This is a genomic window from Petrotoga sp. 9PWA.NaAc.5.4, from assembly GCF_002895485.1.
GTDB lineage: Bacteria > Thermotogota > Thermotogae > Petrotogales > Petrotogaceae > AZRK01.
This window is the reverse complement of sequence record NZ_AZRK01000014.1, coordinates 13,143-34,862: the sequence shown is the minus strand read 5'-3', so window position 1 is coordinate 34,862 and position 21,720 is coordinate 13,143. Positions and strand designations below refer to the sequence as shown.

General features: G+C 31.3%; 14 protein-coding genes. 4 read left to right on the top strand and 10 right to left on the bottom strand.

The window, feature by feature from the left end:
* The first annotated feature begins 52 nt into the window (after positions 1 to 52).
* From X924_RS05565 to X924_RS05550, 4 genes are all read left to right on the top strand, one after another.
* Positions 53 to 628, top strand: a complete 576-nt coding sequence (locus tag X924_RS05565; RefSeq protein ID WP_121957955.1) for a hypothetical protein — start codon at positions 53 to 55, stop codon at positions 626 to 628.
* On the top strand, positions 594 to 1,028 hold the full coding sequence (locus X924_RS05560) for a hypothetical protein (protein ID WP_121957954.1): 435 nt from the start codon (positions 594 to 596) through the stop codon (positions 1,026 to 1,028). Before X924_RS05565 ends, X924_RS05560 begins: the two co-directional genes overlap by 35 nt.
* 213 nt (positions 1,029 to 1,241) lie before the next feature.
* A complete protein-coding gene (locus tag X924_RS05555) occupies positions 1,242 to 2,126 on the top strand; it encodes a UDP-3-O-(3-hydroxymyristoyl)glucosamine N-acyltransferase (protein ID WP_121957953.1) in 885 nt (294 codons plus the stop codon).
* Between the two features lie 1,187 nt (positions 2,127 to 3,313).
* Positions 3,314 to 5,854: a polysaccharide pyruvyl transferase family protein gene (locus X924_RS05550; RefSeq protein WP_121957952.1), complete on the top strand. Its 2,541-nt coding sequence runs from the start codon at positions 3,314 to 3,316 to the stop codon at positions 5,852 to 5,854.
* A gap of 90 nt (positions 5,855 to 5,944) precedes the next feature.
* Here the strand turns inward: X924_RS05550 and X924_RS05545 are convergent, their stop codons facing one another.
* The 10 genes from X924_RS05545 to X924_RS05495 all read right to left on the bottom strand — a co-directional run bounded on the left by X924_RS05545 (position 5,945) and on the right by X924_RS05495 (position 21,655).
* Entirely contained in the window at positions 5,945 to 8,569 is a 2,625-nt protein-coding gene (locus tag X924_RS05545; protein WP_121957951.1) for a glycosyltransferase, read from the bottom strand.
* 479 nt (positions 8,570 to 9,048) lie between these two features.
* Positions 9,049 to 10,614, bottom strand: coding sequence for a flagellin (locus X924_RS10425; protein WP_121957950.1), 1,566 nt, complete (start codon positions 10,612 to 10,614; stop codon positions 9,049 to 9,051).
* Positions 10,615 to 10,694: 80 nt separating this feature from the next.
* Positions 10,695 to 12,368, bottom strand: a complete 1,674-nt coding sequence (locus X924_RS10420) for a flagellin (protein ID WP_121957949.1) — start codon at positions 12,366 to 12,368, stop codon at positions 10,695 to 10,697.
* A 155-nt stretch (positions 12,369 to 12,523) separates the two neighbouring features.
* Positions 12,524 to 13,693 carry a 23S rRNA (uracil(1939)-C(5))-methyltransferase RlmD gene (gene rlmD, locus X924_RS05530; RefSeq protein WP_121957948.1) on the bottom strand — a complete coding sequence of 390 codons (1,170 nt, stop codon included), beginning with the start codon at positions 13,691 to 13,693 and terminating at the stop codon, positions 12,524 to 12,526.
* A gap of 264 nt (positions 13,694 to 13,957) precedes the next feature.
* Complete coding sequence (locus X924_RS05525) at positions 13,958 to 16,582, bottom strand: Ig-like domain-containing protein (RefSeq protein ID WP_121957947.1); 2,625 nt, start codon at positions 16,580 to 16,582, stop codon at positions 13,958 to 13,960.
* Positions 16,583 to 16,591: 9 nt separating this feature from the next.
* Positions 16,592 to 18,361: a tetratricopeptide repeat protein gene (locus X924_RS05520; protein WP_121957946.1), complete on the bottom strand. Its 1,770-nt coding sequence runs from the start codon at positions 18,359 to 18,361 to the stop codon at positions 16,592 to 16,594.
* A 20-nt stretch (positions 18,362 to 18,381) separates the two neighbouring features.
* Positions 18,382 to 18,768: a VanZ family protein gene (locus X924_RS05515; RefSeq protein WP_121957945.1), complete on the bottom strand. Its 387-nt coding sequence runs from the start codon at positions 18,766 to 18,768 to the stop codon at positions 18,382 to 18,384.
* A gap of 67 nt (positions 18,769 to 18,835) precedes the next feature.
* Entirely contained in the window at positions 18,836 to 19,192 is a 357-nt protein-coding gene (locus tag X924_RS05510; RefSeq protein ID WP_121957944.1) for a hypothetical protein, read from the bottom strand.
* A 763-nt stretch (positions 19,193 to 19,955) separates the two neighbouring features.
* On the bottom strand, positions 19,956 to 21,083 hold the full coding sequence (gene tgt, locus X924_RS05500) for a tRNA guanosine(34) transglycosylase Tgt (RefSeq protein ID WP_121957942.1): 1,128 nt from the start codon (positions 21,081 to 21,083) through the stop codon (positions 19,956 to 19,958).
* On the bottom strand, positions 21,083 to 21,655 hold the full coding sequence (locus X924_RS05495; RefSeq protein WP_121957941.1) for a cyclodeaminase/cyclohydrolase family protein: 573 nt from the start codon (positions 21,653 to 21,655) through the stop codon (positions 21,083 to 21,085). Before X924_RS05495 ends, tgt begins: the two co-directional genes overlap by 1 nt.
* Between the last annotated feature and the right edge of the window lie 65 nt (positions 21,656 to 21,720).

The following is a 21,720-nucleotide window of genomic DNA, read 5'->3' as shown; positions in this document are numbered from 1 at the left end:
TTCAATATAAGGAATAACTTTAATGTTTACATCGGAGGAGGAGTATTATAATATGATCAGTATTGGTGAGTTAATAAGCATTTTTTCTGAGTTATCAGCTACAAACAAAAAAAGATTATATAATTTTTTAATTAATGAATTCTCAAAGGTAAAATCAGAAGAATATATTGAATTTGTTGGTTTGTTAAGAGATTTGGAAGAAGATTTGTTGTATAGTGATGAGATTGACGAAAAAGAAGAGAATGAGAAATTATATTTTACACAAGATGACTTAGCGATCATGACAGGTTTATCAAAAAGGCAGGTACAAAGAATTCTAAAAAGTAATAATATTGAACCTTTAAATCCTGGACAAAAACCTCTGTTTTATGATTTAAATGAATTTGAAAAGTATTATTTTATCGCTAAGAATCGCTTTAGAGAACAACAAGTTGAAGATAATAGTTTTGTAATTAAGGAAAGGAAACAATTGAAAGTAGAAAAGCTTTTCAATAATACTACTAATAGTAAAAAAGAAATTACGCCATTAATTGATTTAAACATAATTTATGATAAAAATTCTTTTATTTCTGAATTCAAAGGACGTGAAGAAAGTGAAAATCAGCAATTTGCAGTTAGAGTGGGATAGAATAAAAAAATTTGAATATCAGATTGATGATGAAATAATTGGTAAAAAGCTTACTCCAAAACCAAAATTAGAAGTTCAACATAATTTTTTGGAAAAAACAAATGATAAACCCTATAGGGCAACACTTCTTTTAAAATATGACGTGAGGTTTAAGGAAGGGAAAAAGATATATCTAAAAATGAATATTGAGCTTGAAGGCTCATTTATTGGGAATCCGAAATTAGATGATACTGAGTTTAAGAAATTAGTTATACATTCTGGTATTCTTAATCTTATTCAGATAACAAGAGCAAAAGTTGCAGCGATAAGTGCAAATTTTGGATTTATTCAGCCTATATATCTCCCAATGATTGATGCAACAGATCTAGTAGACAAAAAAATGAAAGAAGTGTTAGGATAATAAGCTTTTGAAAGGTGCTTTAGAAAGAAAGATTTTCTAAAAATGGAATTTCGAATTTATAATGGGTTCATGGCGGTGTCTTCTTCCCTTTTCTAACTACAAGTGCCGAAAAGTTGCAATTGTTTATTTAATGTTTTTGAATTTATAATGGGTTCAGGGCAAAGCCCTCTTCCTTCCCAGCGCGTTTAAATACTTATTTATGGAGGAATAAATATGTATTTATCAGAAATAGAAGGTATTGAAATAAAAAAAGATGGATACTTTGAGAATTTTGGTAAATTAGGAAGAATTTATTTAGAAAATTCTATCTCTTTCATACATTCTGAAAAGTACTTACCTGATATAGATCAAAATATTTCTTGCATTGTATGTAATGAAGAATTGTTGCCATTTTTTTTAGGTAAAGACATAGGAATAGTTGTATCAAAAGAACCTAAAAACACGTTTTATGAGATATATTATACAATCTATTCAGAAGGTAGGTTAAATTATTTTGACAACAAAATTTCTGATTCAGCTACTATTTCTCCCAAAGCAACGATTGCAAGTTCTGGTGTAATTATTGGAGATAATTGTGTTATAGCAGATAACGTAGTAATTAGGGAAGGTACTATTTTAGAAAATAACGTACATATTGGAAACAATTGTGTTTTGGGTAGCGATGGTTATGAGGTTGCGAAAATTTATGGGCATAGTAAAATCGTTCCACATACAGGATATTGTATTTTGAAAGATAATGTTGAAATTTTAAACAATTGCTGTGTATGTAAAGGGCTGTTTAGAGGGTACGATACTATTATAGAAGAGAACGTTAAAATAGATAATATTGTACAAATAGCTCATGCAGTTAAAATAGGCAAAAACACAGAAATAGGTGCGGGAGCAGTTATTTCTGGAAATACAATCATAGGAGAGAATGTGTGGATAGGCCCAAATGTGACACTTTCTAATAAAATTAAAGTTGGAAACAATGCTTTTGTTAGTTTAGGTGCAGTTTTAATAAACGATATTAATGATGGAGAAAGAGTTGCAGGTAACTTTGCATACGATACTAAAAAATTCATGAACGAATTCAAAATGAAAAAAAGCAAAGAATAATAAGCAAAAAGAATGGAAGTTGAGTTCTCAAAACCTCCTATCTAAATTCAGAGTTAGAGATATTCTCTACGTAATTGCCAGTTCGCCTTTTTCTATTACTTATTAATTGCGCACAATTAACCCAGCCTGTTCTTTGAGACTACTCTTTCTTAGGATTATCTTTTGGTTTATCTTTTTTGCTTCGGTCTTTCTTCTTGTCAAATTTCTTGTACATCAGTTAAGCCTCCTTAGGCTTCTCAAACCAAAAAGTTTTTTGTACTAATTATATGCTTTGTTTGTTCTTTCTAATTGCTATTTTAGTTTTCTCTTGATTTAACAGGATATTCCTACTTTTTATTTGAATGTGTATTTTTTCTTTTGTTCATTTTAGGAGAAGCACTACGAATAGAAGAAGAATATAATGAGGATTATATGTTAAAGTAAATTCATGACTTGATTCAACTTTTGAAAATCTCACTTGAAAATAGAAGTAAATCAAATAAAAAAGAAACTTTGCTCTTTTTTAATTAAACGTCAAAATCAATTCCTAAAACTTCAAATACTACTATAAATCCTATACTAAATTTTCTAAGATTTAAGTCGATATATTATTAGAAAAAGTGGCAAGAATCTAATTGGAGAGTTATTTTTATAAAATCTTAAAAAAGCTTATTTCCAGTTAAATAAAATGCTTTAGCTCCTTCAGATATATCATACTAACAAATAAATGTAGGCAATCAACATTAATTAACGATTATTTATAAACACTTTAGAAATAAATAATTTTCATAACAAGATTTTGAATTTAAAAGGGTTCAGGGCGCAGCCTTCCCCCTCTTTTTGGGTCAAAGAGAAAACTTATCTTTTGTGTTGTAATTTTAAAAAACAAGATTTTGAATTTAACGGGTTCAGGGCGTAGCCCATCACCACATCGTTCGCGGTTTTAACCGAAAAATAATCTTTTGATTTTAAAAGTGGGTCCAGGGCGTAGCCCTCCTTCTCTTTTTGGGTCAACGATAAAACTTATCTTTTATAATTTTCAAAAACAAGATTTTGGATTTAAACGGGTCCAGGGCACATCCCTCCACTACATTGTTCGCGGTTTTAACCGAAAAATATTTTTTTTGAATTTAAAAGGGTTCGGGGCGTAGCCCTCCCCCTCTTTTTAGGTCAACGATAACTATTACTTAAAAAAGGAGCTTGAAAAAATGTTTGAAGAAATCTTTAAACTGATAGAAAAAGGAGAACTAAACAAAGCTCAAGAATTGATAGACAAAACCCCAGAAAATGATCCAAAACGATACAACGTAAGTGGACTCATATATTATCAGAAAAAAGAATTAGAAAAAGCAAAAGAAGAGTTTGAAAAAGGATTAAAAATAGATGCAGTAGATTCAGACCTGTTATTCAATTATGGATACCTACTAAAAGAAATGAACCAAGAGAAAGAAGCATGGAGATACTTAATGAGGATACATAAAAAAGATTGGGCAACATATGATATGTTAGGAGATATAGAATTCAAAACCAGGAGCAAATTATCCGCACTACGATTCTACAAAAAAGCAGCAGAATTAACCGATAGTCCTGAAGAAATGAAGAAAAAATTCTTAGACATGAGAAACAATATAAAACAAGATACTAAGATTGCTTTCCTATGCTTACCTGGATTAGATAACTTCCTAAAAGATATAGTAGAAACCTTCTCACTTGCATACGATGTCAAACTAGTAGTCACAAAAGATGGAAATCAAATAGCAGAAGCTATAAAATGGGCTGATATTGTTTGGTTAGAATGGGCAAATGACTTAGCAATCTTCGCAACAAACAATGTACCTGAAATACAAAATAAGAAAGTTGTATGTAGGTTGCATAGTTACGAGATATTCACTCAGTTTCCAGAGAAAATTAATTGGGCTAATATAGATAAACTAATTTTCGTTGGGGATCATATCAAAAGAATATTGCATGAACTTCATCCAAATCTAAATATAGATCCCACTAAAGAGGTTATTATACCAAATGGTGTTGATCTAGATAAATTCAAATTTTCTCCGCGTAAACCAGGATACAATCTAGCCATTTTGGCTCATATCAATTACAAGAAAGATCCAACAATGTGGATTCATATTATTAGTAAACTTAAAGAGGTAGATAACAGATATAAATTACATGTTGGAGGAGATTTTCAAGATCCTCGCTATTTTGTATATTTTAATTACATTAAAAAAGAAATGAAAATAGAAGATAATCTTATATTACATGGATGGATAGACAATGTAGAAGAATTTTTAGAAGATAAAGATTATATACTATCAACAAGTATTCATGAAAGCTTTGGCTATAATATAGCAGAAGCCATGGCGAGAGGCATAAAACCTATAATCCACAATTTTGATGGAGCAAAGACTTTATGGCCCAACAAGTTAATATACAACACAATCGATGAAGCTGTAGAAAAAATAATAGAGCAAACCTATGATTCAGAAGGCTATAGAAGATTTATAGAAGATAATTATTCATTGGAAAAGCAGATTGATTTGATTGAGAATCTATTAAATAAAATACCTGCACAGAGAAATAGTGACAGTGATTCTTACTATAGTTTAATTGGAAGTTATGGTTCTGGAAATTTAGGAGATGAACTAATTGGCTATAGTATTTTAAAAGAAAGTATCATCGGAGAAAAAGTGAAGTACGTAGGAACTTTTAATAAAGAGATTAGCTCTCAGCTTTATGGTAATTATAAGTACTTTAATTACCTTCAACCAAAGGAAGCATTTGAAGCCATAAAAAATTCACAAGGGTTAATATTTGGAGGAGGAGGAATATTTTATGACTATGGTGATCCAAGGCCAAATGCCTTATGGTACCGAATATACTTGGCAGCAATTACTATGTTACAAATAAAAAAACCTGTGTTTTTCTTAAATATAGGTTGTAATGAGGTTCATCTTCAACAAAATAAACAACTGATAAAAGATATTTTCGATTATGCAGATTTTATTTCAGTTAGAGATATTGAATCTTTTGAATTTTTGAAAGAAATAGGGGTAGATAATGAGATAAATCTGGGAGCAGATAATGTTTTTTTACTCTATGAAAAGGTAAGTTTCCCTAATGTTCAAAAAGAACACTTGTTTGGAATAGAACTTAGACCAATCCAAGAACTAGTTTATAGAAATCCTACTAAAGATAAAGAAATAGCTAAAAAAATAGCTTTTGTTATTGATAATCTATATAAACGTATGGGAATACAGGCAATTTTTTATTCTACATATCTTGGATATGACGATAAATTCTATGAATTAATTACTACCTATATTGAAAATAAAGATTCAATATATATATTTGAACAAAACTATAACTTTCTTGAATTACTGAAAAGCCTCAAGAAATGCCAATTTTTTGTAGGAATGAGTTTGCACTCATTAATATTTTCCTCATTAGTAAATACAAAATTTATTGGAATTTCATATAATTCTAAAGTTGAAATTTTCTGTAAAATGATGAATGATGGAAAATATTGCATTGAATATCCTGAATTTGACCCCGATGAATTATTGACCGAATGTTTATCTATCCTCGAAAACAAAAATTTAAATTATGAACCTAAGCTCAAAGAATTAAATTTAAGAACATTAAATTCGCAACAAAAGCTTTATAACAAATTGAAAAATCCCGTTAAATACAAAGATTTTAAAATTCAATCTAAAGAAATGGAAAAATTTTTTAGTCATTTGTTATAAAAATAGTTAACTTATAAACCTAAAAATAAGTATTATTAAAGTTTATATATAATAATAACCAAAATAGGGACGTAAAATTTTTCTACGTCCCTATGATTTTTGAGCTAAAATACTTCTTAAATTATCGTTTAATGCTTCTAGTTTTGTTATTTTAAATCCTTCTTTTTTGAATAGTTCTTCGAGTTGTTTTGTAGTTCTAAGAACTCTAAAATTAGGTCCAAACCATATTATATTTTCTCTATCGTTTAAATCAGGAACATATACAAAAGCCAGGACTTTTTCTGCATTTTTTAAAAGGCTTGACATGTCGTAATTTTTTTCAAACTCGCCTATAATTAAAAGATTTTTTGAATCTTGGTTTACTGTTATTTCTAAATCATCAAATATACTTTTGTATTTTTCTTCTTCAAACCCAACTACCTTTAACTCATTGAATTCTGAGTCAATTAAACCTTTTAAAATGTATTCTTTTTTAACTTCGAAAGGTTTTGTCTTATACGTTTCTTTTTCTCTTTCTTCGTAGATTTTTAATGCCTCATCAGCAGGATAAGGAATTGCATACATAAAATTATTACCTTTTTTCCAGCTTCTTATTGGATGTATAATTCCAAGCGTAGAGAATTTTTCTGATATATTTCCAACCCAAATTATTTTATCATCGTTTTTCATGAAATTATATCGAGCGTTTGGATAAAGGCCAGAATATGTGTATCTCCCAAGAGCAAAATCTGCTAATTTATTATTTTCTTCTACAGCTTTTTTGTGAAGTTCAAAAGCTTTTTTCATATCTTCCTTTTCATAGATTTTTGCTAATCTGTAGTAATAAAAAGGGAATTCTTGTGTATTTTCTATTTTACTTAACAGTTCTTTCGCCTTATCTGAATCTTTTTGAATATATGAAACGCCTGATGTGTACAAGGCAAATGGTGTATCAGAAATGAGATACAACTTTTGTACATTTTCTTGACCTATATATTCCATAATGTTGAATATAAACTCTTTACCAGAAGAAAAATGTGCATACATCTCTTCATATACACCATCCATCAATGGATCTAACTTGGTATTTAAATCTTCTACTATAGGTTTAATGAACATCGATAATTCAGGAACAGCCTCTAAAGACTTTTTATACATCTCAAGAGCTTCTTTAAATCGTTTTATCTTTAGGTAGCAATCACCTAATAAGGCGTATAAAACTCCTTGAACTTTTTCGTTTTCCACTTTTCTTAAAGAAGATAATATCTTTAAAATGCCGACGATATCTTTCGTGTTTTTAAGTATTGAATAAAATAGTAAAAGTCCTGGTATTCCACTTTTTTCAACAAACTCTGTATAATTTTCTTTTGTTAAAAAATCTAAAAGTTGATCTTCTTTTGTTTTCAATTTGTTTATTACATATTTAGATATTGGATTCCTATAAGTCAATTTTTCTAAAATGTCTTCTTCTGTTTCAACTTGCAATTCAGCTATCTTTTCAATCAATAAATCGTAATAAATAACAGTCCCTTGTTTATGTAGGCTTTCAACCATAACTTTTATGCTCGGTAATATCTCTTCAAACTCTTCTTTTGTTTTTATGTTCTGATTTACTTCATGCAATAATATGTATATATTCTTCTTATCAAAAGAAGGACTTTCTTCTGAAAATGCTCCAGTAAGATATTTATTGAATTCGCTCAAATCCTTTTCATTTAAAGCGGCTCTTGCCATTAACATATTTGCAAGAGGGATTTGTTTGAAAGACATAATTGTCCAATCAAACTTTTCTACATTTTTCATAGCATCTTCAAGCACATCAAAAAACTTTTTACCCCAGGTTAGTAGTTCATCCCAATTTTTTTCTCTTTCTAACAGAACAATCATGCCAAAATATGGGTCTGGATATTGAGGGGCAGCTTGAATACATTTTTCAAATAATTCTTTTGCCATTTCATTGAGACCACCAAGCACACAATCTAAACCAAATAGATACAAAAACTCAAGACCTATCGCAGGAATCTGCCCTACTTTTTTTATTTCTTCTAAGGTTTCCCAAGCTACTTGATTCTTTTTATAGGTATATCCTCCGATAGATTCTGTTTTATACAACTGAACTAAGTAATATATTCTTTCTAAAGGGTCTTTTGCTGTTTGTAAATGTTCTCTAATAAGATTTCCAGTTCTTTCATATTTTTTCTTTCTTAACGATCTTGTCCAAATGTATCCATAGTGCAAAATAGGGAAATTAGCATGTACTACTTTTGGTTTGTAGATAGATTGGTTGTGAACAATGTTTTTAAAATAAACGGTACCTCTTCTAAAAATTACAGGTATAGATGCGACTTCAGTGTGTTTTAGATCAGGATCAAGATAACTAATAATTGGAAGGTATACTGTATTTACCGATTTATCAAGGCTTTTTAAAAAGTCACGTATATTTTTTCTAAAAGATTCTGATGCTTCTTCATCAGCATCTAATCTTAATACCCATTCACAAGTTGGAAATTGTAGGGAATAGTTTCTTGCTTCAGAAAAATCATTTTGCCATTCATGAAAGTATAGTTTGTCTGTGTATTCTTTTACTATCTCAGGAGTTCTATCAGTTGAACCTGTATCTACAACAATTATTTCGTCTACTACGTCAATGATTGATTCTAAAGCTCGTCTTATATTAGCTTCTTCATCTTTTACTATCATTGCTACAGAAAGAAGGCCTTCATTGTTTGAAACCATTTTTAATTTCCTCCTCTAAAAGGCTTAATAGTTACTCACTGGGAGAGGGCTCCGCCCTGGACCCGTTATAAAATCAAAATCTTACTTTTAAAAAATTCTCTTTTTAAAGTCTTTATCTAATTTTGACAAATTGTTTATTTCTTTAGCTCTTCGGTACTTATACCGAGAGAGGGGGAGAGGCTCCACCCTGAACCCGCTTTTAAAATCAAAAGATTATTTTTAAAAGGTTCTCATTTTAAAATCTTTATCTAATTTTGACAAATTGTTTATTTCTTTAGCTCTTCGGTACTGATACCGAGAGAGGGAGAGGGCTCCGCCCTGGACCCGTTATAAATTCAAAAGATTATTTTTCAAAAGTTCTCATTTTTAAAGTCACTAATAAAATTGAAGATAAAATATTCTTTATTAATTATACTAGAAATATGCATAAAAATCCTAAAAAAAGAGGGCCTTTTGGGCCCTCTTTTCTATTAGATTTATTATCTTAACAACTGCAATACGTTTTGAGGTATTGTGTTTGCTTGTGCCAACATAGCATTCGCTGATTGCATTAGTATCTGTTGTTTTGTGAATGCCATTATTTCTTTTGCCATGTCTGCGTCTCTGATTCTGCTTTCGGCTGCTGTTAGGTTCTCTGATGCAACTCCAAGGTTGGATATAGTATGTTCTAATCTGTTTTGAACAGCTCCTATCTTTGCTCGAGCACTACTTACTTTATGTATTGCAGCATCTATAACCATGATAGTTCTTTCCGCACTGTTTTGATTTGTAACTTTAAGTGAGTCATTAGTAAGTCCTAAAGCAGCTGCCCTCATATCGTCTAATCCTGCAACCATGTTATGTCCTTCGTTAGCACCTATCTGGAAGATGAGCGAGGTATCTTCATACCATCTTTCTTCAGCCCTAACTACACCGCTATCAATCACTTCTTCCAGTGGCAAGGCACCTTTGAAGGAGCTGATATCATAGACAGAAGTATCCCAGGTGAAAGCTAAAGCTTTTGAAGCATTTTGATCAATTGTAACGCTAAAGCCACTTGATGTCGTTGCTATTGTTCCACTGATAGTACCAACGACAAAAGCTTTTCCACTAGAGAAATCTACTACCGGTGATGCTTCCAAACCTTCTTCGTTAAAATAATTTACTCTTACATCTAATGGACTAGTTCCCTCATCTTTAAATTGTCCTACTTCTACTACATAAGAACCTTCTTGAACATCGCTGACGGTTTTTGAAGCTGCAAGAGAAACATTAATAGAATTGATTTGAAGTTGTACTCCCGCTGCAGTGCTTGAATCAGAAAGTTCAAAATCAAATTTCAAATCACCTATAGTTACTGATTTAGCTACCCCTGTAGAGCCAGAAGTTATTCCGTTAACAGTGAATTGTCCAACAGTTGCTGTTCCCATTCTAAAAGCTATAGTTCCAGCACCACCGGTAGCTCCACTTATGAGCTTCACACTGATATTTCCTAAATTCATAACGTTTACGGTCGTACTTTGTCCATTATTTATCGTTAAACCACCTATATTTGCAAGTTCTAATCCTTGTAAATCTGTTGAAGCTTGTAAATCAAAATTTCCGCCAGTAACTACTTTAATGTCTGCTTCTGGTCTGAAGCTTTCTATCTTTCCGTCAAGTAGTTTCATCGTGTTGAATTCTGTGGTTCTTGCTATTCTGTCTATTTCTTCTCTTAGTTGATCAAGTTCCGCTTGGATTTGGTTTCTATCTACGTTTGTATTTGTATCTGATGCTGCTTGTACTGCTAATTCTCTCATTCTTTGAAGTATCGAGTGTGTTTCTGTTAACGCTCCTTCTGCAGTTTGTATTAAGGATATTGCGTCTTGTGCGTTCTTAACTGCCATGTCAAGACCTTTAATTTGCCCTCTCATTTTTTCAGAGATGGCAAGTCCTGCTGCGTCGTCTCCTGCTCTGTTGATCCTTAATCCTGAAGATAGTTTTTCAAGTGTTTTACCCATAGATGTGTTTACTTGGTCCAAAGATCTCCATGCATTTAAAGCACTGATGTTATGGTTTATCCTCATAATTTATACACCTCCGTGTGTGTTGTTTTTTTGCCCTTCCTTGGGCTATATGGAGAATCTAATTCTTAACTAATTTTATTTTATCTTAACAACTGCAATACGTTTTGAGGTATTGTGTTCGCTTGTGCCAACATAGCATTCGCTGATTGCATTAATATCTGTTGCTTTGTGAACGCCATTATTTCTTTTGCCATGTCTGCGTCTCTGATTCTGCTTTCGGCCGCTGTTAGGTTCTCTGATGCAACTCCAAGGTTGGATATAGTATGTTCTAATCTGTTTTGAACAGCTCCTATCTTTGCTCGAGCACTACTTACTTTATGTATTGCAGCATCTATAACCATGATAGTTCTTTCCGCACTGTTTTGATTTGTAACTTTAAGTGAGTCATTAGTAAGTCCCAAGGCAGCTGCTCTCATATCGTCAAGACCTGCAACCATGTTATGTCCTTCGTTAGCACCAATTTGGAAGACAAGCGAGGTATCTTCCAACCACTTCTCTTCCGCTCTGACTACACCGCTGTCAATCACTTCTTCCAGTGGCAAGGCACCATTGAAGGAACTGATATCATAGACAGAAGTATCCCAACTGAAAACAAGACCTTCAGTTGCACTTCCGCGGCCTGAGACTTGTGCTTCTAGATTAATAAGAAAACCATTATCTACAGACAATGACCCACTTGCCACAGAAGCACCTGGAGCAACGATTGTTGAAACACCAATGACTGCATTTCCTTGTGAAAAATCTACAACTACTGTTTCAGCAAGACCAGTTTCATCAAAGTAATTAATTCTTACATCTAAGGGACTTGTTCCTTCTCCTTCAAATTGACCCACTTCTACAACAAAAGAACCTTCTTTTGCATCTTGGAAATCGTAATCAAAGTTGTATTCAACTATTTTATCTTTAGCAAGAGAAACATTAATAGAATTGATTTGAAGTTGTACTCCCGCTGCAGTGCTTGAATCAGAAAGTTCAAAATCAAATTTCAAATCACCTATAGTTACTGATCTTATTGCGTTGGAAGAACCTTCACCTATATTCACAATCTCATATTCTTCAACATTTTCTGTTCCCATTCTAAAAACTATAGTTCCAGCACCAGTGTCACCTGCACTTATGAGCTTCACACTGATACTTCCTAATTCTACTCCATTTAGATTCAAGGTGATTGTTTGTTCTTCATCGTCTTCAATTGCAATTTCTTCAATATTTGCAAGAGTTACTCCCGAACCAACTGTTATAGAACCGGCTGCAGTTGCTCCTTTTAATGATGCTTGTAAATCAAAGTTTCCACCTGTAACTACTTTAATGTCTGCTTCTGGTCTGAAGCTTTCTATCTTTCCGTCAAGTAGTTTCATGGTGTTGAATTCTGTGGTTCTTGCTATTCTGTCTATTTCTTCTCTTAGTTGATCAATTTCTGCTTGGATTTGGTTTCTATCTACGTTTGTGTTTGTATCTGATGCTGCTTGTACTGCTAATTCTCTCATTCTTTGAAGTATGGAGTGTGTTTCTGTTAACGCTCCTTCTGCAGTTTGTATTAAGGATATTGCGTCTTGTGCGTTCTTAACTGCCATGTCAAGACCTTTAATTTGCCCTCTCATTTTTTCAGAGATGGCAAGCCCTGCTGCGTCGTCTCCTGCTCTGTTGATCCTTAATCCTGAAGATAGTTTTTCAAGTGTTTTACCCATAGATGTGTTTACTTGGTCCAAAGATCTCCATGCATTTAAAGCACTGATGTTATGGTTTATCCTCATAATTCATACACCTCCGTGTGTGTTGTTTTTTTGCCCTTCCTTGGGCAAATTTTTTCTCTGGCCAGAGATTTTCATAATATTATCGGAGTTATTTTGGGAAACTTTAATAGAATTTTTAAGTGAAGTAAGAGGAAAAGTTTTGCTATTTAAAACATTTAAAAAGCTGAGAACGAATTCCTTGTCATTAAAACTACACTTTCAACATGATCGGTATGTGGAAACATATCTACTAAATGAAAAGCTGATACTTCATAGATTTCGGATAATTCTTTTAAGTTAGAAGCCAATGTTTTTGGATTGCATGAAATATATATGATTTTATCGAATTTTTGATCTTTTATGAATTTGATAAGGTTAGGATGAAGGCCGGCTCGAGGGGGATCAACCACTATGTAATCAGGTTTTTCATACTCTTGGCTTTTTACAAAGTCTTTCACATCTTTATTTATAAATTCTACGTTGTTAACCTTATTTAATTTGGCGTTTTCTTTGGCTGCCTCTACTGCCTCTTTCACTATTTCTATTGCATATACTTTTTTTGTCTTTTGTGCTAATAGTATGGAGATAGTTCCGGTTCCACAATAAAGATCATAAGCTATATCTGATTCATAGGCATAAGATAAAGCAGTTTTGTATAAAACTTCTGCTCCTTTTGTGTTTGTTTGAAAAAAAGAGAAAGGTCCAACTTTGAAGGTAAGGTCAAATATTTTTTCATAAAAATAGTCTTTACCATATAAAATCTTCATTTCATCTGCTTTAACGACGTTTGCTTTTGATTCTGTTTTGCTTTGAATTATTGAGACTATCTTTCCTTCTAACTTCAGTTTTAATATGTTTTCTTTCCATTCTTCTACTTCTTTATTATACTGTTCATCAGTTGAAGTTACTAAATTTAGAAGTATCTCTTTTGTATTAAAGCCTTTTCTAACGCTTAAATTTCTTAAGAAACCACTGTGGTTTTTATAATTTCTATAAGGGACTTGTTTTTTTCTAAAGTATTCGTTAGTCTCATAGACTATCTTATTAAAATCTTCATCAGCTAATTTGCAATCTATAGCGGGATACACATCAAACTTTTTCTTTTTACCTCTTAAACCTAAGACAATGGGACCATCTTTGTATTCGTTGCCAAAAGAATATTCCATCTTGTTTCTATATCCATATACAATTGGAGAAGGGATTATTGGATAATAATTTTTAGGTGCAATTTGAAATTGATTGAATAATTCAAAAATATATTTTTCTTTTATTTTTAGTTGATCGTTGTAAGGTATGTTTAGTTTGCTACAACCGCCGCATTTATCAAAGGTAGAGCATAATTGCATATAATTACTCCTTCCTGGACCCGCTTTTAAATTAAAAAGAGTATTTTTAGAAATGCTACATTTTTAAAGTTCACATTTAATTTTTCTAACTTTTTCGGTACTTGTACCGAGAGAGGGGAAGGGCTCCGCCCTGGACCCACTTTTAAATTCAAAGATACTTTTGCAGTTGAAACCGTAAACGATGTGGTGAGGTGCTCCGCCCTGAACCCTCTTTTAAATTCAAAAGAGTATTTTTAAAAAATTCTCATTTTTAAAGTGTAGAAATTATTGATCAACATTTTCTCTGTTAAAAAAATTATCTTCATGAACTTTAATAAAGCAAATGTTTTGACGTTTATTGTTCTCTATGTTTCCAAAAATATAAAAATAATCTTGATTATCTGGTTTTATTAATCCCATTATTTCAAAATTACTGTCAAATTTGTAAGTGTTGACTTCATTAAATGACTGATCTTTCAAATTAATTTCATATATAACACCTATTTTTTTGTTATTTTCTACTTTGTATCCATAAGCAAAATATTTATCTTCAATTTGTGAAACTCCGAGTAGTTTTCCCGCTTCATTAACAGTATATTCAAAAGAAGATTTAAATCCATTTAATTCATCTACTTCCAAAACACCTAATTTTCTTGGGTTAGAAGAGGTCTCATAAACAATATAGTGTACTTTACCTTTCTGTATAGAACCAACGGGAATGTTATCGTAACTATCACCATGAACATATTGCCATTTCATGTTTCCATAATAATCAAGTTTCAATATATAAACGTCAAAGCCACCTGCTCCAAAAGACCTTGTGGCACCAACAACGATGAACCCTTGATCTTGAGTATTTTTTATGTCTATAGCAATCTCAACATCGTTTCCGCCAAAATTGTATGTCCAGATCCTTGTACCGTCAATTAGATATTTTGATACAAATATATCTGATAATTTTTTATTTATGAATATGTTCCCGGCAATTGCAAAACTTTCTTCATCTATTTGCAAGATCTTTATTCCGTTATCCCTGCCTATATCTCCATAGTTTATTTGGTAATTTATCGAACCATCATCTGTTAAAGAAACGATATATGCGTTCCCGTTTAATCCGTATGATAATGTATCTCCTACAGCAATAATATTTGTCTGAAGTGAACTTGCATCGTTTGTGATTATTGCATCTCTAAAGAAATCGGTGTCTTGCCCTTGCAAAGACTTTTCTAATATTATGTTACCAAATTTATCTACTTTCCATATTTTTGCATCCCACCCGTGAATATCTTCATAACCATAAAGATAAAAGTATTCTCCATCAAACTTTGCACCATAAATATATTCATTATATGGCTTTTCAAAGATTTTGATAAATTCTGGTTCTTCTGGTTCTTCTGGTTCATAAGGTGGAAATGGTTCTTCTTCAACAATTAGAGGAATTTCTGATAATGTAGTATCTTGTTGTGGTGGTGTTATCGGCTCTTCTATAAATATTTCGTCTTGAAATTCAAAAGTTACGGTTACTGGTGTTGAAGGTGTTGAAGGGGCTGTTATTTCAGCATGAGGTTCTTCAACAGTTTCAAGTTCATAAAACAGTTTTTCTTCTGATTGTTTATAATAATAGTGTTTCTGATCAAAATTATCGTAAAGCACTAAGTATCTTGTTATAAAATCTTTTATTCCTACTATTAATCCTTTATCATATACTAAGGGTTCAGATATAATCTCTAATTTATTTAAGGTAGCATAACTCCAAATCAAGTTCCCATCCATTTCAAAAGCCCTTATGCTGTCTCCTAATAAAACAAATCTTTTTTCATTTATGGGGACAAAAAATTCAAAGTTTTCGTCAAAAGTTAATGATTTTATTAAACTAAGGTCGGTTCCATAGAAATTTAAACTTTTTTTGTTAGAAAGAAGCACTATTTTATCGTAGTATCCGTATAACTTTCTTTGATAATTTCGAGTTAATAATGGGAATTTTTCTTCTGCAACTTTTTGAAAATCTAAGTTGAGTGCAACCATGTTTTCATTAGTTAAAATAACTATTATATGTTCTGATTCATTCTCTATAAAAATAAAATCTTGAGGTGACTGGTTGATTTTAAAGCTATTTGATACATTAAAGTTGTTATCTACTTCTAATAGAGAATTTTTTGTTAATACGTATAATTTTCCATTATTTACCAATGCTTTTACAATGTTCTGAAATTCAATTTGCTTAATTATCTTATAATCATCACTCAAAACATAAATTGAGTTTTCACTATAAACAACATTCTCTCCAGCAAAGTCTTTTATCTTGTCATTAATCTGAAGTTCTATCTTGTTTAGATGTTTATCGTAAATATATGTAGTTCTTTCAGTTGCAACAAATATATTTTTATTATCAGAAATTGTATTTACAATATTTTCTTCTAAATTAATCGTTTTATTAACGGTTTTATCTTCATTAAAGAGAATTAAACTATTCTCAGTAACACCTACATAATTCAACGCAACAGGTATTATTTTTTTATAGTTTTCAAAAAAAATAATATATGCATCTCCAGGTCGTAGGCTTCTTGTTGTAAATTTTGCAACTGGGCTGGAATATATATTCCCTTGAGTATCTACAGCTTCGACTTTCCAGTAGTAAGTAGTGTTGGGTTTAAGCACATCACCGGTGTAAAAAGTTGAAAAAATATCTTGAATCTTTAGATCATTTTGATCTATATTTTCATCTTCAGATATATAAACGTTATATCTAAAATCCCCTCCTTGGCTTACTTGCCATCTGAAAGAACTTCTGATATCAACGTTATTTGAACCATTTTGAGGAGAAATTAAAGTGATGTTTACTGCATAAAAAATAGAACTGATAATAACAAAAAATCCTAATAAAGAGTATATTTTAAAACCAATTTTCATATTCACACCTCACAATTGGTTAAGAAAAGATACAAAGAGAGCTATAGTTTTTACCTTCTCATCAAGAAAAGTTTCTGAGTTAATTTCTTCTATGGTTATTTCCAACCTTGCCATCGATAAAAAGACATATAAAGCTTCTTCAAAATTTTTTATTTGAAATTCTAACATAGAGTCAAAATCCATCAAAAATTCTTCGTAATTTGCAATAATTTGAGCAAAATAAAAAGACATATCTTTTATCTCTTCGATATTTTCCTTGATAAAGTCTTCAAGGGGTAATTTTTCTCCGAAAATTCTATCTTGATAAAATTTTAATAACAAACGTCCAAATGCTAATCCGTTTCCATCTTTCCAGAGAAGTTTTGATAAAATAGTTGATACCCTTTCCGAAAGTCCATAGTTAAACCCGCAAAGTAATAGACTGTTGGTTATTAATTCTATCCCCAAAGGAACGTCTTTGGGAAAAATTGTATTTTCTGTTAGCCAATTAACATACTCTTCTCTTATTCCTTTCTCATTCAAATTATCAGCCAGAATAAAAGGATCTATTTCTCCCAACTCATTTATACTTTCTAAAAGTGAATCTGTAATTATTGGATCTGCAAAGTTTTCTAATTTGTTTAAATAATAATCTATATTGTGCAATCTTTCTAACAGTGAACCAAAGTCTAATATTTGATTTTCTGAAAGATTCTTAATAACTGATTTTACATCTCCTTGAGAGATATCGAACAATAATTTAAGGTTTCTTGCTGGTTCATAATATTTTGTATTAACCAAAGAGTTATAATAATCTGAAACTCTTTTTGAATCTTCAATTATAACCGATAACTTCAATAACGTCAATTTTATCATGTCTACATTTTCGTAATCGGCTTTTTCTAAAGCTCTTTCTTCTGTTTTTACCGCTTCTAAATATCTTCCAACGTTCTTGTATTCTAAAGCGAGTTCATGTAATATGTAATCAGTTTCTTGTATTTTCAATGCCTTTTCCAACGCTTCAACAGCTTTGTTATGTTCCGCTAATTTTGCTAACGAATGAGCATCGTTATAGTATATTTCATATGTTTTATCATCAATCGCTATAGCTTTTTGATGAATGATATGTGCTTCTTTAAATCTTTGCATCATGTTCAATACCACACCTAATCGTTCATATGCTGGAATAAATTCTTTATCATTCTCGATACATTTTTTATAGTAAGATGCCGCTTCTTCATATCTTGCGTTTTCCATATAAACATCGCCTATTTTCAAATAACTTAGAGAAAAATCTTTTTCGTATTCAATTGATTTCATGTAGTTCTCCAAAGCTTCATCATATATTCCTCTCTCAAACATCAAGTTACCAAGTTCAAAATATCCATACGCAAAATTGGGTTTTTCTTTTAAAGCTTGCTTCAAATTCAACTCTGCAAGTTCATAGTTACCAAGACTTTTAAAATAAAGCCCTGTATAGAAATACAGTCTATAATCAGGATTTATTTTTGCCGCTTTATCTAAAAAGCTCTTTGCTTTATCGAAATCACCTTGGTTCAAATACTTCTTAAAAGCTTCATAATAATAGTATGTTAAGTAAGATATGTAATATTTGTTATTTTTGTCAACTTCTGTTTGCGCTTCTAAACCCCTTATTATAACTTCTAAAGGTATTTTATTCGTCTCTCTGGCTTTTTGAAAATCTTGTGCCAATATGGGTAATTTTACAGGTAAATTATTAAATTTTGCATAATCGGGATCCAAAGTCAAATAGACAATAGCATACTTAATGTTACTCAAAATGACACCTCTTTCATCTTTCAGTTAAACGCTTTGTATTTAAACATAAAAAATAAATAACCTACAAAAATGCCTACGTAATTAGCAGCCATATCTAATAGACTGTAAGAACGATAAGGCGTTAGTAATTGCAAAAATTCGGTTATAAACGGAATTAATAGGAAAAAACTCAAAAAAATAAAAAAATAAAGTGTTTTAGACTTTTTGTAAAAAGCCGTAAAAAAAAGATCTGCTCCGATGAAATATATTAAAAAATGAACTATTTTATCTTCTCCTTTGAAAGTATTATAATTTATTTTTGGCACGGATACAGTAAGATAAAGCACCAGGATTATGTATATGAAAAAAAGAGTTTTCCAAAAATAATCAGATACTTTTTTTATATTGATTTGAGAATTTTTTTTCAATTATCCCATTTCCGCCTTTCTCTTAGTGATTAGGATGTATAGAAAAGGGGCTTTCGCCCCTTATTCGCTATGATAATCTAAAGGTTTCAGTTCTATCGTAATCATCTTTTATTTGTTTATACCTCGAATGAGCAGATCTCGCCATTTTTTCTATTATACTGGGTAAATCGCTTTCTTTCCAATCATTTCCTAAAAATTCGTATAGCTCATTTTTAAATTTAAAATAAGGTTCTTCATCAGGATCAAATTGCACATATTCCTCAAATAATTTTTTATCGACCTTTTCCTCACCGTATATCTTTTCTAACAGTTTGCTAACACTTCTTGAAAAGATTTGTGGTATTTCTGAAAATTTTTTAGCAAGGTCTAATTGATATTGATAATCTGGTTTAATTTCATTATAATACTTTATATAAGATTTCACTATCATCCCTCCTCACTCTAATTAGTACTTACTTTAGAAATTCCAAAATCCTTATTATATGTATATTTTAGCGTTGATTCTTTTACAAAATACCTCCATAGCTCTAATCTTCACTAATTCTTAATTCCTTTAACTTTTTTGGTACTTGTAGCCAAGGAAGGGAGGGGAGGGCTCCGCCCTGGACCCATTTTAAATTCAAAAGCTTATTTTTTAAAACGCTTTATTTCTAAAGTCTCTATCTAATTTTGATCGATTATTTATTTTTTTAGCCCCTTCGGTACTTGTACCGAAGGAGGGGGGAGGGCTCCGCCCTGGACCCATTTTAAATTCAAAAGCTTATTTTTAAAAACGCTTTATTTCTAAAGTCTCTATCTAATTTTGATCGATTGTTTATTTCTTTAGCTTCTTCGGTACTTGTACCGAGAGGGGGAGGGCTCCGCCCTGGACCCATTTTAAATTCAAAAGCTTATTTTTTAAAACGCTTCATTTCTAAAGTCTCTATCTAATTTTGATCGATTATTTATTTTTTTAGCCTCTTCGGTACTTGTACCGAAGGAGGGGGGAGGGCTCCGCCCTGGACCCATTTTAAATTCAAAGCTTATTTTTAAAAACGCTTCATTTCTAAAGTCTCTATCTAATTTTGATCGATTGTTTATTTCTTTAGCTTCTTCGGTACTTGTACCGACAGGGGGAGGGCTCCGCCCTGGACCCATTTTAAATTCAAAAGCTTATTTTTAAAAACGCTTTATTTCTAAAATTCCTACTAATTAGTTAAAGAATAAGTGGAACGGCTAAAAAATTCTTCTTTAAAAAATTTAAATTCATCTTTTTCAATGGCATTTCTCATTCTTTCTACCAATGAAATGTTAAATCGCAAATTATGTATACTTAAAAGAATTTTCCCAAGCATCTCTTCTCTTTTAAAAAGGTGGTGTAAATATCCTCTGGAATGGTTTTTACAAGTGTAACAGTCACATTCATCATCTATGGGATTTTCATCGTATTTGACTGCCGAAGATTTTAAATTTAATTTACCCTTCCATGTCAATGCAGTTCCATGTCTGCCCATTCTAGTTGGCAAAACACAATCAAACATATCCATTCCATTTTCAACAGAAAGAAACATCATCGTTGGTGAACCTATTCCCATAATATAACGCGGTTTATTATCTGGAAGCTGGTTACCAAATGCTTTTAAAATCTTTTCTGAATCTTGATATTTTTCTCCAACGGCAAGTCCTCCAAGAGCATAACCATCAAAATCTAAAGAGGTAATTTGAGACAAGCTAAGTGATCTTAAGTCTTCAAACAACCCTCCTTGGACAATACCAAATAAAGCCTGATCTTTTTTATAATGATACTTTTTAGACCTTAAAGCCCATTTAAAAGTTTTTTCTACACTTTCTTTAACTGTGTTATAATCCGATAATGAATTTACACAAACATCCAACACCATTGCTATATCCGATCCTATGACATTTTGAATATCCAATGATTTTTCTGGTGTAATCTCAATTTCAGAACCATCAAGGGGAGATTTGAAAACTACCTTTTCATCTGTGAGCTTGGTTTTGGGTAAAGAAAAAACTTGAAATCCTCCACTATCAGTTAAAATTGGCTTTTGCCAATTCATAAAATTGTGAAGACCTTCAAAATTAGACAAAACATCCATTCCAGGCCTTAAATACAGATGTAAAGCATTCCCGAGTATGATTTCTGTTCCTATTTGATCTAAATAATATTTAGTCAAACCTTTAACCGTTGCATTTGTTCCTACAGGCATAAAAACTGGGGTTTCAATCATTCCGTGTTTTGTAATAATTTGTCCTCTTCTTGCACCTGTATATTTGTCTATATGTTTTATTTCGAATTTTATAGGAGCTTCGTCCATTAATTACGCATTTCCTCCTTTAATTCTTCTATTAACGAATCAGCCTCATTTGTGAATTCAACCAAGTCGTTTGATATATTTTCTTTTTCCTCATCGTTATTGACCTTTTCCAAGTTGCTTTTGACAGAGATTAAAGCAGAGTTCAAGCAAGCCCAGGCTATATAACATACTCTTTTTGCTTCCACTTTTAAATTAGGATCCCCATACTTGTAAATTTCATAACAATTTCTCAGTATGTTGTAATTAAGCTTCGCAACATTGAAAGAATTTATAACAATGTTTTTTAAAATTTTATCTTTGTCTTCAGACTTTTCAAAAGATTCAACATTATGCGAAGATTTTTCTGCATAATTTAAAAGTTTTTCCTTAATTTCCAAAAGATTTTCTAATGCCATCTCCAAAGTATTCTCATAATCTACAGCTTTTTTAGAAATTATTGTCTGATTAGCAATCATAGCACCTAACGTAGCTGCTAAAGTCCCAATCATAGCATTAGCAGTTGAAACAGCAAAGTTAGGAGGTAACTCTGAAATTTCGTTCAAAATTTCTTCAAAATTCATTTGTTTATTCATTTCATTCACCCCCTATTTCTTATTTTTATTCATTTTAAAATTCTAAAAATTATATTTTCTAAAGT

Coding starts and splice junctions, on each gene's coding strand:
- X924_RS05545 (WP_121957951.1), bottom strand. CDS start 8,569: ATGGTTTCAAACAATGAAGGCCTTCTTTCTGTAGCAATGATAGTAAAA.
- X924_RS05550 (WP_121957952.1), top strand. CDS start 3,314: ATGTTTGAAGAAATCTTTAAACTGATAGAAAAAGGAGAACTAAACAAA.
- X924_RS05565 (WP_121957955.1), top strand. CDS start 53: ATGATCAGTATTGGTGAGTTAATAAGCATTTTTTCTGAGTTATCAGCT.
- rlmD (WP_121957948.1), bottom strand. CDS start 13,693: ATGCAATTATGCTCTACCTTTGATAAATGCGGCGGTTGTAGCAAACTA.
- X924_RS05525 (WP_121957947.1), bottom strand. CDS start 16,582: ATGAAAATTGGTTTTAAAATATACTCTTTATTAGGATTTTTTGTTATT.
- tgt (WP_121957942.1), bottom strand. CDS start 21,083: ATGGACGAAGCTCCTATAAAATTCGAAATAAAACATATAGACAAATAT.
- X924_RS10420 (WP_121957949.1), bottom strand. CDS start 12,368: ATGAGGATAAACCATAACATCAGTGCTTTAAATGCATGGAGATCTTTG.
- X924_RS10425 (WP_121957950.1), bottom strand. CDS start 10,614: ATGAGGATAAACCATAACATCAGTGCTTTAAATGCATGGAGATCTTTG.
- X924_RS05555 (WP_121957953.1), top strand. CDS start 1,242: ATGTATTTATCAGAAATAGAAGGTATTGAAATAAAAAAAGATGGATAC.
- X924_RS05495 (WP_121957941.1), bottom strand. CDS start 21,655: ATGAATAAACAAATGAATTTTGAAGAAATTTTGAACGAAATTTCAGAG.